At 47.6% G+C, this 15105-nt stretch carries 11 protein-coding genes; 4 read left to right on the top strand and 7 right to left on the bottom strand.

Features of this window, described 5'->3' with window-relative positions; genetic code table 11:
• Nucleotides 1–2 precede the first annotated feature (2 nt).
• Nucleotides 3–800 carry a creatininase family protein gene (locus tag H5T88_04635; GenBank protein ID MBC7329628.1) on the bottom strand — a complete coding sequence of 266 codons (798 nt, stop codon included), beginning with the start codon at nucleotides 798–800 and terminating at the stop codon, nucleotides 3–5.
• A gap of 233 nt (nucleotides 801–1033) precedes the next feature.
• Between H5T88_04635 and H5T88_04630 the strand changes: the two genes are divergently transcribed.
• From H5T88_04630 to H5T88_04620, 3 genes are all read left to right on the top strand, one after another.
• The gene (locus H5T88_04630; protein ID MBC7329627.1) at nucleotides 1034–1381 is read left to right on the top strand and encodes a DUF5320 domain-containing protein; all 348 of its coding nucleotides are present in this window, start codon (nucleotides 1034–1036) and stop codon (nucleotides 1379–1381) included.
• Between the two features lie 98 nt (nucleotides 1382–1479).
• On the top strand, nucleotides 1480–2289 hold the full coding sequence (locus H5T88_04625) for an Mrp/NBP35 family ATP-binding protein (GenBank protein MBC7329626.1): 810 nt from the start codon (nucleotides 1480–1482) through the stop codon (nucleotides 2287–2289).
• The gene (locus H5T88_04620; protein MBC7329625.1) at nucleotides 2286–3113 is read left to right on the top strand and encodes an MBL fold metallo-hydrolase; all 828 of its coding nucleotides are present in this window, start codon (nucleotides 2286–2288) and stop codon (nucleotides 3111–3113) included. Before H5T88_04625 ends, H5T88_04620 begins: the two co-directional genes overlap by 4 nt.
• Nucleotides 3114–3314: 201 nt before the next feature.
• On the opposite strand, the gene H5T88_04615 is transcribed toward H5T88_04620, so the two are convergent.
• The 6 genes from H5T88_04615 to H5T88_04590 form a co-directional block, all read right to left on the bottom strand.
• Nucleotides 3315–6326 carry a tetratricopeptide repeat protein gene (locus H5T88_04615; GenBank protein MBC7329624.1) on the bottom strand — a complete coding sequence of 1004 codons (3012 nt, stop codon included), beginning with the start codon at nucleotides 6324–6326 and terminating at the stop codon, nucleotides 3315–3317.
• Nucleotides 6327–6531: 205 nt separating this feature from the next.
• Nucleotides 6532–7458 carry a ribokinase gene (gene rbsK, locus H5T88_04610; protein MBC7329623.1) on the bottom strand — a complete coding sequence of 309 codons (927 nt, stop codon included), beginning with the start codon at nucleotides 7456–7458 and terminating at the stop codon, nucleotides 6532–6534.
• Between the two features lie 26 nt (nucleotides 7459–7484).
• A complete protein-coding gene (locus tag H5T88_04605) occupies nucleotides 7485–8837 on the bottom strand; it encodes an FAD-dependent oxidoreductase (protein MBC7329622.1) in 1353 nt (450 codons plus the stop codon).
• Nucleotides 8838–8840: 3 nt separating this feature from the next.
• A complete protein-coding gene (locus tag H5T88_04600) occupies nucleotides 8841–9815 on the bottom strand; it encodes a TIM barrel protein (protein MBC7329621.1) in 975 nt (324 codons plus the stop codon).
• A 253-nt stretch (nucleotides 9816–10068) separates the two neighbouring features.
• Nucleotides 10069–11733 (bottom strand): AarF/ABC1/UbiB kinase family protein, encoded by a 1665-nt coding sequence (locus tag H5T88_04595; protein MBC7329620.1) that lies wholly within the window; start codon nucleotides 11731–11733, stop codon nucleotides 10069–10071.
• A gap of 4 nt (nucleotides 11734–11737) precedes the next feature.
• On the bottom strand, nucleotides 11738–12022 hold the full coding sequence (locus tag H5T88_04590; GenBank protein ID MBC7329619.1) for a hypothetical protein: 285 nt from the start codon (nucleotides 12020–12022) through the stop codon (nucleotides 11738–11740).
• A 319-nt stretch (nucleotides 12023–12341) separates the two neighbouring features.
• Here H5T88_04590 and H5T88_04585 point away from each other — a divergent pair, with 319 nt between their 5' ends.
• Complete coding sequence (locus tag H5T88_04585) at nucleotides 12342–15086, top strand: LamG domain-containing protein (GenBank protein MBC7329618.1); 2745 nt, start codon at nucleotides 12342–12344, stop codon at nucleotides 15084–15086.
• Nucleotides 15087–15105: the final 19 nt, after the last annotated feature.

Raw genomic sequence — 15105 nt, 5'->3', positions numbered from 1 at the left:
TTTCATTCCTCCTTTCTTATAAACTGTGAATTTTGAAGCTTTTTCATCAATTGAGGGACGATTTCGTCCCTCTTTATCCTCCGTATGACATCAACAATCAACTCAATCCATGCCTTCACCAATCTCTCCCCCTTTTCCCTTGTCGCCTTCTCGGGAATTCCCACGGGAGCTTCAGGCCAATTAGCCATCCAATCAACAGGAGTTTGGGCGGGATAGACATCCAAATCCCTCTTTCGCTCATAAATCTTCCCTTTCACAGACTCCAAATTGACCGCTTCGGGAAAGAGATAGAGGGATATGCTCGTCTCAATCTCACAAGCATGCCCTATATCTTCCGTCTCCCTTATCTCGTTGATTACATCCATTAAACCCGCCCAGGGAGGAAGGCTGTAAACCGCATAGGGTTTAGCTTTATCCGCCACAAGTCTGAGGAATCCTTCCATCATAGGGACATTTCCACCGTGCCCATGAAGGAGAAGGATTTTCTCAAACCCATTTCTGTATACCTCATCGCAGATGTTTTCCAGAAAGGCTGTGAGGAGTTGGGAGTGGATGCAGAGGGTTCCGGGATGAGGTTTTGCCTGATAGGATTGTGTATAAAAAATCGTGGGCAGGATGACCACAGGTTCAATTTGGGCGACAAGCTCCGCTATTTTCCCTATCGTGAGGGCGTCATTGCCGAGGGGAAGGTGTGGACCGTGGGTTTCAAGGGAACCGATAGGGATGAGGGCGAGTCGGTCGGCGAGCTCCCTCGCTTTCTCAAATTCCGAGACGCTGAGATACTCCCATTTCCAATTCATTGAGGATTCCTCCTTTTCCCCCTTGATTATAAAGAGCGAGGTAGAAAGGACGCAAGTTTAAAATCAAGAGGGTCAAAAGAAGAAATTGCCAGGGGCTCCACGCAGTAGCCCTCGCAATGGCAGTAAATAATCCACCTTCGACAGACTCGCAATTGCAAAGAAAAATTTGACTTTTAAAAAAAACAAACTATAATTGTTATTGAAAATCATTTTCAATAAAGGAGGTGATTTCTATGCCTTTCGGCGACAGGACAGGTCCCTTGGGTCGTGGTCCACGCACGGGAAGAGGAGCAGGCTACTGCTCCGGCTATCCTGTCCCTGGCTTCCTCAACCCCACACCGGGCTTCGGCTTCTGGGGAAGAGGAAGAGGTTGGCGACATATGTTCTGGGCAACAGGTCTCCCCGGATGGGCGAGATTCGGCTACCCAGGCGCGCCAACCGCTCCGGGATATGACTTTTTTCCAGCTGAGGCAACCAGCGATGAGGAGAAGGAAATTCTGAAGGGGCAAGCTGAAAGCTTGAAGCGCGCACTCGAGGAGATTGAGAAACGCCTACAAGAGCTGGAAAAAGAAGAGAAGTGAGATTTTGGAGGGGGAAGGCGAAAGCCTTCCCCCTCCAAGAAAATTTTCCTATGTATCCCGCCGCAGATATAATCTCCCCTTGGAGGTGATTTTCCCTTATGCAGATGCCAGGTCAAGAACTAGAGAAAGTTCAGGAGAGAATGAGCAAGATTAAATACAAGCTATTGGTTCTATCGGGGAAAGGTGGAGTTGGCAAAAGCACGGTTTCAGCTAATATCGCAACAGCCCTCGCTTTAGAGGGAAAGAAAGTCGGTCTCCTTGACATAGATATTCACGGACCAACCATTCCCCAGTTGCTCGGCTTGAGCAAGGAAAGAGTTGAGATAAAGGACGAATCCCTTATCCCCGTCAAAATCGGCGATAATTTGAAGGTTATGTCAATAGGTTTTTTGCTTCCCGAAGAGGATTCAGCCGTAATCTGGCGAGGACCAATGAAGTATAAATTGATAAAGGAATTCTTGGAAGATGTGGAATGGGGAGAGTTAGATTACTTGATTGTTGACTCCCCGCCAGGAACGGGAGATGAACCCCTTTCCATCGCCCAGCTTCTCGGTAAAATGAATGGAGCAATCATTGTTGCTACTCCCCAAGAGGTCGCTCTCTCAGCGGTGCGGAGAAGCATAACCTTTTGCAATCATCTCGCGATTCCAATAGTTGGAGTGATAGAGAATCTTAGCGGCTTCATCTGCCCCTATTGCGGAGCGAGGGTGGATATATTCAAGGGAGGTGGAGCGAGGAAAATGGCAGAAAAATATGGGATAAGATTCCTTGGGAAAGTGCCCATAGACCCCAATCTCGTTGCTTGTGGAGACGAAGGGAAACCCTTCCTCCCTAACTACCAGAACAGCCAAACGGGGAAGATTTTCGCTGAGATAGTTCGTTCAATCAGAGAAATAGTGGAGAGATGAAAGGAAGAATAATCGTTCTCGTGGAAAACAACACCTTACATAGGGGGTTATACGCGGAACATGGGCTTTCCCTTTATATCGAGACGGATAGGGGAAATATCCTTTTTGATACTGGTCAGAGCAATTTGCTCATAAAAAATGCGAAAACTTTGGGGATAGATTTAACGAGGATAGATAAGATTGTTCTCAGCCATGGTCATTACGACCACACAGGTGGCTTGCTTCCAGTTCTAAAAACATTAAAGAAAAAGATTGAAGTCATTGCTCATCCTAATGCCTTTAAGAAGGTTCATTTCAGCTGTGGAGGTGGGATAAGTAGGGCTATCGGCATTCCCTTTAAGGAAAGCGATTTGAGAAAATACGCTGAATTGATAGGGGATGATAAGCCGAGGGAGGTTCTTCCTGGAATTATTGCGACGGGCGAGATAGAGAGGAAGACGGATTTTGAGGATGCAGGAGAAGGGTTTTTCCTTGACCCAAATTGCAGTAAGCCGGACATAATAAGGGATGACCAAGCTCTCATATTGGATGCTGAGAAGGGATTGATAGTTCTCTTCGGATGCGGTCATGCCGGCTTGATAAACTCGCTTACAAAAGTCAGGGAGATATTTCCAAATAGGGAAGTAAAGACGATAATGGGGGGTTTTCATCTGGGAGGAGCATCAGAGGAGAGATTGGAGAGGACCTGCGAAGCGCTTTCCAAGTTTGGTGTGAGAGAGATTTACGCCGGTCATTGCACTGGCTGGAGGGCAATTAACAGATTTTCCCTCCAAAAGGATTGGATAACCACTCCTCTCTTCGTCGGCTTCCAATACGAATTCTGAAGGAGCCTTCAGCTTACTTGTCCCTATGAGCCCTCCATAGACTATTTACTGTCATTTCTGACCCGCCAAAGGCAGAACTCCTTACTGTCATTGCTGGCATGGGTAAAGGTTTTTGAAAAATAAATAAAAGATGAAGAATCAGATTGAAAAAGGAGGACCTCAGATGCGAGGCTTCACTTCGGGTTGCCTTCGCAAAACTTTTCAAAGCGGATGCCAGTTTTCTATTGTCTCCTTTATGAAGAAACCCTCCTCCAACACAGGCTTCTCCGGACCACCTGACTGGGAATCGTAGACGAGATAATCCGTTTGAATCAATAGAGGATTAGGGTCGCTATCGTGATGGATGTTCACCGCATTCCTCAACGCATCAGCCGTCAACCCCTCAATCACAACAACATAGCTCTCCAAATTCAAGGGATTGGGCGCAACGAAAAATACCCCAACATCATTTCCCCTGAATTTCCTGTTCCCAACAATCACCTCCCCCTTATCCACCTTTACCGGCAATTTCTCCTTCAATTGCTCTATCAACTTATTTGAGCCCGGCGTCCCTATTAAAATCAATGGTCTATTCTTTATATCCTTCTCCGTAACCTCAACATCCGCCTTTATATCCACCTTCATACGAGAGCTCTTAATCTCCATCCTCTGCAGAGTTTGGGCAACGAATAATGCGGACTGCCTTTCCTCCTCCGTCCCCTGCGTCCCATAGACTATTATATGCCTCCCCTCCAACCCCCTCGTCAACCCCACATTCCTGGGAGTGATTATCCCCGCAACGGGAGTGCGAGTGTGCTCTGGAGGAGTGTAATTCTTCAAAGCAATCTTCGGAAGATTCCCACCATAAGCCTTCTTTATCCTCTCCAAGCTGTCCGCCACCCTATCCGCAACAATTCCCACCCATTTCAACTCGGGACACTCGTTCTTTATATTCCTCCATACCTCCAGTGCCTTCTCATATTCCCCTAAATTGAGATAGCAAGAGCCGATTCGCAAAAATACGACTCCCCGCATTGAGGAAAGATGACGCAGATGCGCTGGCAACTTCTCCGCTTTTTTGAACACATCCGTGAATTCCTGATATTCCTTTATAGCGGAACGAAAATCGTAGAGATGCTCATGGGCGGTCGCGATGAAGGCACAGGCGATGGGAGCGTAATAGCTCTCTGGATACTTCTCCTTCACTTCCTGATAATCCTTTATAGCGCTCTTATAATCACCGAGCTCGGCGCTCGTTTGCCCGCGGAAGAATGTCGCGTTGGGGATGAGGGGAGAATCGGGACATTCCTCAACTAACTTCGCATAATATTCATGGGCTTCTTTAATCATGGTTATATCGTAGTAGCAGGTGGCAACGCCGAAGAGGGCTACATCCTTCTGCGTTCCGTTCTTCTCAGCACATTTCTTGTATTGCTCAATTGCGAGATTGTATTGACCGTTATCCTCATAATAGAGACCAAGGGCGAAATAAGCCATCTCCGTATCGGGGAAGCGTTTAGCGATTTCCTGAAGGATAGCTTCCTTCTGCTTCTTTGCGTTCTCATCTCCAGTTTCAAGATAGATAGCCCTATAGCGCCAAGCGATATCAAGGAGGGCTTTTGATACCTGCTCGTCATCGGGATATTTCTGAGCGAATTTCTGATAAGCCTTGATAGCATCCTCATGCTTTCCCGCCTTAGAAAACATATCCCCCGCCCTGAGAAGCGCCTCTTTTGCTACCTCACTATTCGGATATTTATCGGCTACTTTACGGAAAATTTCCGCCGATTTAGCGTAATCCTTTTTATCCGAGTAACGCCAAGCTACATTCATTAAGGCGGAAGGAACTTGGGGGTCGTTTGGATATTTATCAACGAAATCCTGGTAGGCTTTTATAGCCTCATCCATCTTCCCCGCCTTTGAGAACATATCCCCTGCTCTTAAAAGTGCCTCCGGAGCTTGCTCGCTCCTGGGAAAGTTATCCGCTATCATCTTGAAGGTCTGGGCTGCCCTCTCGTAATCCTCTTTCTGTGCATAGCACCAAGCGAGGTTCATCATTGCGGAAATAGTTCCTTCGTCATTTGGATATTGCTTTATGAATTTATTGTAAATATTTATCGCATCATCTGTTTTGCCTGCCTTGAAAAACATATCCCCTACCCTCAACAAAGCCTCCATTCCCACTTCACTACCGGGAAAAGCGTTAGCTATTGAAAGGAATATCACTCCCGCCTTTTCGTATTCTCGCTTATCCGCATATGCCCAGGCTATGAACATAATGTTTTGAGGAACGGAGGAAGCTCTTGGGTCATTGGGATATCTCTGAAGGAATTCTTGATAAACAGCTAATGCCTCCTCTTGCTTCCCCACTCTTGAGAACATATCCCCCGCCCTCAACAAAGCCTCTGGAGCGTATTCGCTATAGGGATAATCATTGGCGACCTTCGTGAACGCCTCAGCAGCTTTCGCGTAATCCCTCTTCATAACATAGCGCCAAGCTATGTTCATCCAAGCCCCAGCGTTATATGTTTCGTCATTATATGAGTAATCCAAGCTCTTCATCTCATATTCAATCCCCTTATCAATTTCACCTATATTGGCGCATTTCCTCGCCAATTCGTGATACAAATCCCTAATCTCGTCCGCTCTTCGTGATTGATTTATCCTCTGAAGATAGTTGTTCTCCTCCTCTTGAAATTGCGCATAACGAGCCTGACAGGTTGCTAAATGGGCTTGCGCTGAGGAAATAAGGGCGTCATCTCCCTTTCCCTTCTTCACGGTCTCACTGAAATCCTCAATTGCCTGAACCATCCAACCCTTTCTCTCGTAGGCTATTCCACGATTATAGTAAGCATAGGGGAGGATTTTATCGGGAGGTTTCCTATCTATGAGCTCCGTGAGGGAATCTATTGCGGAATCGTATTTCTCATCCTGGATATCGCAGAGGGCGAGCCCGAGCTTGGCTTGAAGACCTATCTCTCCAGTGTCTTTAGCGGCGGTTTCAAAGTATTTCCTCGCGTTCTTGATATCATCAAGGGCGAGATAGCATTGGGCGATGCGGAGGGTTGCTTTGGCGATGTCCTCATTCCAGCCTCCCTTGCTTATCACTTGGAGGAAGGAATTTATCGCTTTCTGATAACTTTTGGCTTGAAAATAAGCTTCTCCTTCCTGGAGGGCTTTGTCCTGAGCTAAAGCGAAGATGGTGAGGAGGAAAAGAAGGGCGAATTTCCTCATCTATTCAACCTCCTTTTAGGGAAATTATAAAGGGAAAAGGGAGGGAGATAAAGAGAGAATTAGGAAAGACAACAGCTCTCTTTGTCATTGCGAGCCCGTAGCAGGCGGGTTACCTACTGTCATTGTGAGGGCTCCCGCAGGGAGCCCTCACAATGACAGAGAGGGACGGATTGCAATAACGGAAAGCTGACCTAATCCATCCTCCCTATCCTTCCTTATATCTTGAGAGAAACTCCTCCACCTCTTCCCTTCTGGGAAGGGAGGGTTGTGCGCCCAAGCGCGTGGTGGATATTGCGGCGCAGGCGCTGGCAAATCTTATCGCTTCTCTCATCTCTTTCCCCTCAGCAATCGCCACCGCCAATGAACCGCAAAACGAATCTCCCGCAGCGGTTGTATCAACCGATTGAACCTTGAAGGCGGGAACCTCAAACATCTCTTCTCCATCAATATACATCGCTCCCTTTGAGCCCAAAGTCACTATCACTTTCTTGACTCCCTTCTCCAAAAGCATCTCCCCCAATTCCTTAGGCGAAACTTCTCCATCGGGAGGGAAACCACAGAGGATTTTCGCCTCCGTCTCATTGGGAACGAGGATGTCAATATTTTGGAGAACCGATTGGGGAAGCGGCTGGGCAGGCGCGGGATTGAGTATAACCGTCAACCCTTCCTCCTTAGCAAGGTGAACGGCTGTCTCTACTGGCTCAAGGGGAATCTCCAATTGGAGAAGGAGGGTGGATGAGAGCTTGAAAGCCTCCCTTGCCCTTCTTACATCCTCCCCGCTTAAATAGCTATTTGAGCCGGGAGCAACCGCTATCATATTCTCTCCCTTTTTATCAACGAATATCAAGGCTATGCCTGAGTGATGTTCCTCATCTCTTATTATGAAAGAGGTATCTATTCCCTCTTTCTGGAACTGCTCAACCGACCTATCACCAAATGGGTCCTTGCCGATTCTCGCAAGGAGGATTACATCCGCGCCCAAGCGGGCGCATTGAACCGCTTGATTTGCCCCCTTCCCTCCTCCAGCAGTGGCGAAATCCCCACCGATTATTGTCTCACCCGGAGTTGGTAGACGCTCCAGCTTAATTATCATATCAGTATTTGATGGTCCTACTACGAGAATCTTCTTCATAAGCAAATTCCCCCTTTCAAAGAATTTTAAATTGTCTTCGCTCTAAGGCTTTGTCCCGCGTGAATCAGGGCATCCCAAACGGGAGCGAAAGGCGGAGCGTAGGAAAGGTCAAGCCAGGCAATTTCATCAACCGTCATCTGAGCGTGAAGGGCAACAGCCGCTGAATCTATCCTCTTCGCAACCCCCTTTCTTCCCACCATCTGAACCCCCAAAACCCTCCTCGTTTTCACATCCATCACCATCTTAGTCGTTATTGCCTGTGAATCGGGATAATAAGAAGCGTTGGATGAGGAGCGAACGGTTACGCTCGCTGTCTCATAGTCCAGAGCAATAGCCTCCTTCTCGGAGAATCCCGCAACTGCAACCTCTAAACCAAAAACCTTAATTGCCTGCGTTCCCACAGTTCCGGGGAAAAGTAGCCTTCCGCCTGCCATATTCTCTCCCGCTATCCGTCCCTGCTTATTCGCGACTGTAGCAAGGGGAAACCAATAGGGCTTTCCGCTTACGATATGCTTCGTCTCACAGCAATCTCCCGCTGAGTAAATCCCAGGGATATCAGTTTCCTGATTCCCCTTCACCCTAATCGCTCCCGTTATCCCTAATGGGATGCCCGCCTGCTTAGCCAATTGCACATTCGGTCTAACCCCGAGAGCAAGTATCACGAGCTCGCAATCCAACCTCCTTGCGGAGGTTAGAACCTGCCTCACTCTCCCATCCCCTTCCAACCCCAAAAGGCTCTCTCCCAAGAGAAGTTCCACCCCGTTATCCCTACATTCCCTCTCTATGATTGAAGTTATTTCTTCGTCCAGATTTGGAAGGACATGCTCCTTCATCTCCACAAGGGAGACATCAATACCAATCTGGCGAAGGGCGGTAGCCATCTCCAAGCCTATATAGCCACCACCTACAACTACGGCTTTCCTAGGCTTTTCCTCCTCTATGAATTTCTTCAATTGTAAAGCATCGTCCATATCCCGAACCTTGAAAACCCCTTTCAAATCCGTCCCCGGGATAGGAGGGACAATGGGGAGAGCTCCTGTTGCAATCAGCAAAGCGGTGAAAGGCTTCTTGAACTCCCTTCCCTCCCGCAAATCAAGGACTTCAACCGTTCGCTCGCCCACAATTATCCTCCTCACTTCGTGATGGACGAGCACATCTACATTCCTCTGCTGTGCGAATTTCTCGGGAGTATAAACGAGAAGGTCCTCAAATCTCTTGACTTCACCGCTTATGAAATATGGAATTCCGCAGGGCGCGTAGGATATATAACCTCCCTTTTCAAAAACGGTTATCCTCGCTGAAGGGTCAATTCTGCGGGCTTGGGCGGCTGCGCTCATCCCAGCCGCGCAGCCGCCCACTATTACGATATCTCTTTCCATCTTTTATTTGAAGATGAGCTTTCTAATGACCTTCTGCGTCTCAACCGCGTCCATGGTCTCCTGAGCTTTCTTCAGCTCTTCAAGGTCAATCTTGTTAGCCAACTCCCACATCGCCTCAATGTTGCGGAGCGCCATATCCGCGGCAGCCACAGCGTCTTCCCTATAAGGGAACATATCAAGGGAGAACCAACCCTGATAGTTGGTGAGCTTGCAGTAGAGGAGGAACTCTATCGTTTCCCAAACCCTCAAAGAGCCGACAATCATATCGTCATCCCAGAGACCGTAGGCATCGTTGAAATGGACATTGAAGAGCTTTCCATAGCGGGCGAGGAAGGCGACGGAATCCGCGGGATTCTCACCGCTCATTAAAGCGTGTCCGAAATCAATAACAACACCGACATTATCCATCTCTAAAGCGAGGACGATAGCCAAAGCCTTTCCCGCATCGGAAATGCTCATATGGGTGCGGGGTTCCTTCAACTTGTATTCAATTCCCACTTTTATGTCGGGAGCGGCATATTCTGCTACCTCCCTTATTCCATCTATGAGGAGGTTCCAGTGGGTGATGTAGTCAACTTGGAAGGGATAGTCAAAGCCATCCGAACCAAGCCAGAGCCCAGCGGATGGAGCGCCAAGCTGGCGGGCGTAATCCACGGCTTTCTTGGCTTCATCTATCGCCGCTCTCCTTATCTTGGGGTCTCTGTGGGTGAAGGCACCGTATTTCCATTTCCCGCTTCCCCACACATTTACATTGACAACGGAAACGACGAGCCCCAAATCCTGTAGCTTCTTCTTGAACTCATCCACCGAGACCTCTTCAAAATCCGTCTGATGAACCTCAACTCCCTTCAAGCCCTTGACCTTACCCGCGAGGTCTAACATCTCAAGGACGCTGATAGGTTCTTTGTAACCTTTGGTGCAGAACCTATCCATAGTGTTGCCGAAAACCCATAGACCTGCGCCAAGCTTCAGTTCCATAAAAAACACCTCCTGAAGAGTATTTTTGAATATTTTAAGGGTTGGCATGGAAAATATCAATTGATTTTTTGTAGAGGAAGGTTTGGGTGAAGTTTAAATGGAGTAGTTATTCGGGAAAAATCATGCGAGGCTTCCCGTAAGGGAAGCTGTGGCAATCTCCTGAGATTGCTTCGTCGCTTCGCTCCTCGCAATGACAAAGAGGTTCAGGCTCGCAAGGAGAAAAAGGAAGGGCGTCATAATAAATCTGAGACCCTTATAATCTCCCCGAACGGATTATTGATATAAGGAGCCAAAAACCCATTATCCCCGCCAATATGTAGCCAACTATCCCGAAGATGGGATATCCCCAGAGAAATGGTCCAATATTCGTCTGCATAACCAAAGAAGAAGCAACGAGAATAGCGGCTACGATTATTGAGAATGAAAGCCTATTCGCTATTATGTTCAACCTCAAAAGAGGGCGGTCTATGCGGTCATATTCAAACCTCACCTTTAAAGCCCCCTTATCCGCCTTCGCCAAAACCTGGGCTAACTGCTTCGGAAGCTCCAGCAAAACATTCGTGTTCTCCCTCACACTGCGGATAGTCTCTCTCAATAGATTTTGGGGAGCGAATTGTTGAGCTAAAAATTTCTTAGCAAGTGGTTCCAGCACCTTTCTCGGGTCGAAATCAGGGTCAATCTCCAAGCACAAACCCTCAAGCTCCGCCACACATCTTCCCAAAAGGGCAAAGCTTCTCGGCATTCGTATCCTGTATTTCCTCGTTATATCGCTAACGGAATAATATAGGTCGCTCAATTTCATCTTGCTCGGAGGAATATAGGAATAGCGAGAGAAGAGATTTTCAATATCAGCTGAAAGCATAGGGGTCTCCACATCCTCGGGAACTATCCCGATAATGTAAAGAAGCTCCACTATAGTCTCAACATCTTGGTCAATGAGGGCTTGAGAGAGGCGAAGGAGATTGTTCTTCAGACTTCTATTGAGAAAGCCAACCAAACCAAAATCCATAAGGGCGATTTTCCCATCTTCAAGAATGAATATGTTTCCCGGATGAGGGTCGGCATGGAAGACGCCGTGGATGACTATTTGTCTGAAGAATAGCTCGGCGAGCTCATGAGCGAGCTTCTTCCGAGCGGAATTTCCCTCAAGAGTTTGTATATAATCCGTTATTTTCGTTCCCTTTATCCTTTCCATAGTGAGGACATAGGGAGTGGATAGCTCCCAGTATATCTTCGGGATGTAGACATTGGGCTCATTTGATAAAGCCTGACGCAATCTATCGGCGTGCTCAGCCTCAACGAGGAAATTCAACTCGTCCCGCATAGAGTTAGCCAATTCCTGCGCTATCTCGTGGACTCCATAAAGCCTTGCTTGGGGAAGTCGCTTCTCCGCCAATTCAGTGATATCCAAAAGAAGCTCCAAGTCCTCCAAAACCCTCTTCTCCACACCGGGACGCTGAACCTTCACCACCACCTCTTCGTCTTGGAAAGTCCTCGCTAAATGCACTTGAGCAATGGAAGCTGAAGCAATGGGTTCCTCAGCGAATTCCTTGAATATTTTGTTTAGTGGCTTGCCGAGCTCGCTTTCAATAACTGCTTTGATTTGGGAAAAGGGAGCGGGAGGAACGGAATCCTGAAGCTTCTTTAGCTCTCTTATTATTGCGGGTGGAAAAATATCAACCCTTGTAGAAGCCAATTGTCCGAGCTTAACAAAGGTGGAGCCCAGCTCCTCCAAAAACATCCTGAGCCGCGCCCCTTCGCTCGCAAACCTCGCCCTTTCCTCCAAACTCCCCCTACGAAATCGCCTCCCACCTATCCTTTCCGCGAGATAGCCGAAACCATGTCTTACCGCTATCTCGCCGATTTTGGCGATTCTTCCCAGATTCCTGAGCCTACGAAGTGGGCGAGGAAGGAACAATAGCCTATTCTCCGCTAAGCTTTCTCTCTATCTCAGCTAATTTAGCTTTCAGCTCCTCAATATCCCTCTTGCTGACCAATCCTAAACAGTTAAAGAACTTCTGCTTCTTATCCGCAAGCTCCTGCTCTATTTTTTCTCTTATTTCCCGTCCCTGAGTCTTGCTTTCCTTTAGCTTTTCGGTGAGCTTAGCCCTTAACTCCTTCCCCTGTTCCTTTAGTTCCTTACATCTTTGGGCGATGTGAGCGAGGATGCCGAAACCTAAATCCAAAATGCTTTCTTTAGCCCTCATATTATCAGACCTCCTTCATTGAGAATTATACAATCCAAAAGTGATTTTATCAATTCTCTGGGTTCATTGCCGGTGAGGTATGCTAATCATCAGAGATTGCCACGCCTTCCCGCCCTTTCGGACTCGCATCCATGGGTATAGATTTTTATATGCGCCATTTTTAAATCTGATTCGTCTTTTTTCATTTTTCAAAAACCTTTATCCATACCAGCAATGACTGTGAGTAGCCCGTCTTTTGGCGGGCGAACATAAATATTTTCCCCTTGAAATATCTTCTAACTTACTTTATCCTTGCAAAAAAGAAAGGAGGATAAAGCAAATGAATGTTCACCTTTCAATTCTTCTGATTTGCCTCGTCTCCCTAATCGCGCACGCTCTTCCTAAATTGGATGATTACAATGTCGTTTGGGATTCACCCTCCAGAGACGCGCTCGGCTCCATGCCTCTCGGCAACGGCGAAATAACTTTAAACCTCTGGGCTCAAGAGGACAGCGACCTCTTCTTCTATATTGGAAAATCAGATTCCTGGGACGAATACAATCGCCTTCTAAAAGTCGGCAAGGTGAGAATCTCCCTCACCCCCAATCCCTTCCGCAAGGGTGGTAAGTTTCGCCAAGAACTCGTCCTTCGCAATGGGGAAATCCTCATCCAAGCCACTCCCCCGAATTCCCAAAATCCCATTGAAATCCATATATGGGTGGATGCGAATAATCCCGTCATCAATGTAACAATTGATAGCAAACAGCCCACAACCGCAGATGTCTCTTTTGAACTCTGGAGAACCGAACCCACTCCCCTACCCTCCTTTGAGGTAAGCGATATATACAACGCCTGCCCCAATCCACCAGAAGTCATCATCAAACCAGATGAGATAATCAAAGACGAAAAGGAAGGCATCGGTTGGTATCACTTTAACAGGGAATCCCATGGACCCGAGCTCACGATGCGCTTCCAAGACCTCCTTGACGCCCCCTGGCACGACCCATTAATAAATCGTGTATTCGGCGCGTTCATAAAAGTTAGTGAAGGGAAGAGAATTAGCGATACGAAATTGAGGAGCGAGAAGAAAACCCATCACCTCATAAGCGTTTATGTCTTGAGCGAACAGCCCTCCAACCCCGAAAAATGGTTGAAGGATATAAAAGCCCTATCCAAAAAGATAGAATCCGTTGATTTTGAGAGCAGGAGGAAGAAGCATATCGCTTGGTGGGAGGCTTTTTGGAATAGAAGCTGGATTTTCATCTCCGATAGGGAGGTTTCAAGGGAAGGGAAAGTCATCCCCCAAAACTCCCATCAATTAAAGGTTGGGATAGACCAAGAAGGAGGAAGCAGATTTTCCGGTGAAATAGCTCGCCTATCCCTCTTGCGAGGCGCCCTGTCCGAAAAGGAAATCCTTGCCCTCTCTAAAAACAAGGAACAGAAGCTAAAAGGAGAAAATGTCATTGCCAGCTACTTTAAACCTTCACCTGGCGATGTTTTGGATGTAAACATAGATGAATTGGGCGCCCACACCTGGGAAGCGTTTATAAAAATTGACGAGAACGATAAGGGAGGAAGGATTATTGATAAAATCACTCCAGGTCAATCTGACGGTTTCCTCTTTGATACTTGGCCTGGAAAAAGCCTTCGGTTAATCGTTGGAGGGAGAACCGTTTCCGCGGAGAATGTCCTCCAGCCGGGAAAGTGGCATCATGTCGCTGTCGTCATAGCGCCTGATAAACTGCAGGTTTATCTTGATGGTCAATTGATTTCCGGGGATAGGAATTCCCCCGGGTTCGATGTGGCTCTGGGGTATACTCTTCAACGCTTCATAACTGCCTGCGCTGGAAGGGGAGCCTATCCAATCAAATTTAATGGCTCCCTTTTCGTCATGCCCTGGCCGGGTTGCTTTGGGGATGCGGATTATAGAAGATGGGGTCCAGGTTATTGGTGGCAAAATACTCGCCTGCCCTACATAAGCAACTGCGCAAGCGGGGATTTTGATATAATGATGGGTTTATTCAATATGTATGCTGGTGAGGTCTTTGAGGTCTGTAAGTACCGCACTAGGCGATATTTCGGCTTTGAGGGCGCCTACTATCCCGAGTGCATCTACCCCTGGGGCGCTGTCTTCATGGATACCTATGGCTGGGAGAAACCGGCTGCTGAGAGGGAGGACAAGCTCCAAAGCTCCCGCTGGCATAAATACGAATGGGTGGGAGGGCTTGAGTTAGTCAATATGATGCTTGATTATTACAAATACACGGAAGACGAGAAATTCCTCAAGGAGAAGGTCATACCCATCGCATACGAGATATTGATGTTCTTCAACAATTTCTACAAGACAGGTCCCGATGGCAAGCTTGTTATGGAGCCATCCCAGGCGCTTGAGACTTGGTGGGAATGCAGGAATCCGATGCCGGAAATCGCCGGTCTTCAGGCTGTAACAGCCCGCATTCTCTCGCTACCCGAAGGGGCACTCCCTCCCGATAAGCTCAATTTCTTCAGGGAATTTCAAAAGAAGATTCCTCCCCTACCCATTAGAGAGGTTGATGGGATAAAGATGCTCGCTCCAGCTGAGAGATATGATGTGAAGATGAATGTTGAGAATCCCGAGCTTTACGCTGTTTTCCCCTTCCGGCTGGTTTCATTTGAGAAGGAGAACAGAGAGCTTGGCATTCAGGCGCTTAACCATCGGCTTGACAGGGGAAATTTCGGCTGGCGGCAGGATGATATCTTTATGGCTTATCTTGGTTTGACAGAGGAAGCTAAGGAATATATTGTGGGAAGAGCGAGGTCAAAGAATCCCCAATGCAGATTTCCCGCCTTTTGGGGACCTAATTACGACTGGACGCCCGACCAAGACCATGGAGGTGTCTTGATGAGGGCTCTTCAAGCGATGCTTATGCAGACAGAGGGAAGAAAGATTTTCCTCTTTCCCGCTTGGCCGAAGGAATGGGATGTTCATTTCAAGCTCCACGCCCCCTATAGGACAACGGTGGAAGGGAAGTTCGTGGGAGGAAAGCTGATAGAACTCAAAGTCGAGCCAAAGGAAAGGCTAAAAGATGTGATTGTGGTTAAATGAGCAGTTAAAATTATTTTTG

This window comes from bacterium, assembly GCA_014360495.1.
Lineage (GTDB): Bacteria > Armatimonadota > JACIXR01 > JACIXR01 > JACIXR01 > JACIXR01.
The sequence above is the reverse complement of the archived record's forward strand: the minus strand, read 5'-3'. Positions and strand labels throughout refer to the sequence as shown.

Excerpts from the sequence above, each read along its gene's own strand:
- H5T88_04635 (MBC7329628.1), bottom strand. The coding sequence starts at position 800 with ATGAATTGGAAATGGGAGTATCTCAGCGTCTCGGAATTTGAGAAAGCG.
- H5T88_04630 (MBC7329627.1), top strand. The coding sequence starts at position 1,034 with ATGCCTTTCGGCGACAGGACAGGTCCCTTGGGTCGTGGTCCACGCACG.
- H5T88_04625 (MBC7329626.1), top strand. The coding sequence starts at position 1,480 with ATGCAGATGCCAGGTCAAGAACTAGAGAAAGTTCAGGAGAGAATGAGC.
- H5T88_04620 (MBC7329625.1), top strand. The coding sequence starts at position 2,286 with ATGAAAGGAAGAATAATCGTTCTCGTGGAAAACAACACCTTACATAGG.
- H5T88_04615 (MBC7329624.1), bottom strand. The coding sequence starts at position 6,326 with ATGAGGAAATTCGCCCTTCTTTTCCTCCTCACCATCTTCGCTTTAGCT.
- rbsK (MBC7329623.1), bottom strand. The coding sequence starts at position 7,458 with ATGAAGAAGATTCTCGTAGTAGGACCATCAAATACTGATATGATAATT.
- H5T88_04605 (MBC7329622.1), bottom strand. The coding sequence starts at position 8,837 with ATGGAAAGAGATATCGTAATAGTGGGCGGCTGCGCGGCTGGGATGAGC.
- H5T88_04600 (MBC7329621.1), bottom strand. The coding sequence starts at position 9,815 with ATGGAACTGAAGCTTGGCGCAGGTCTATGGGTTTTCGGCAACACTATG.
- H5T88_04590 (MBC7329619.1), bottom strand. The coding sequence starts at position 12,022 with ATGAGGGCTAAAGAAAGCATTTTGGATTTAGGTTTCGGCATCCTCGCT.
- H5T88_04585 (MBC7329618.1), top strand. The coding sequence starts at position 12,342 with ATGAATGTTCACCTTTCAATTCTTCTGATTTGCCTCGTCTCCCTAATC.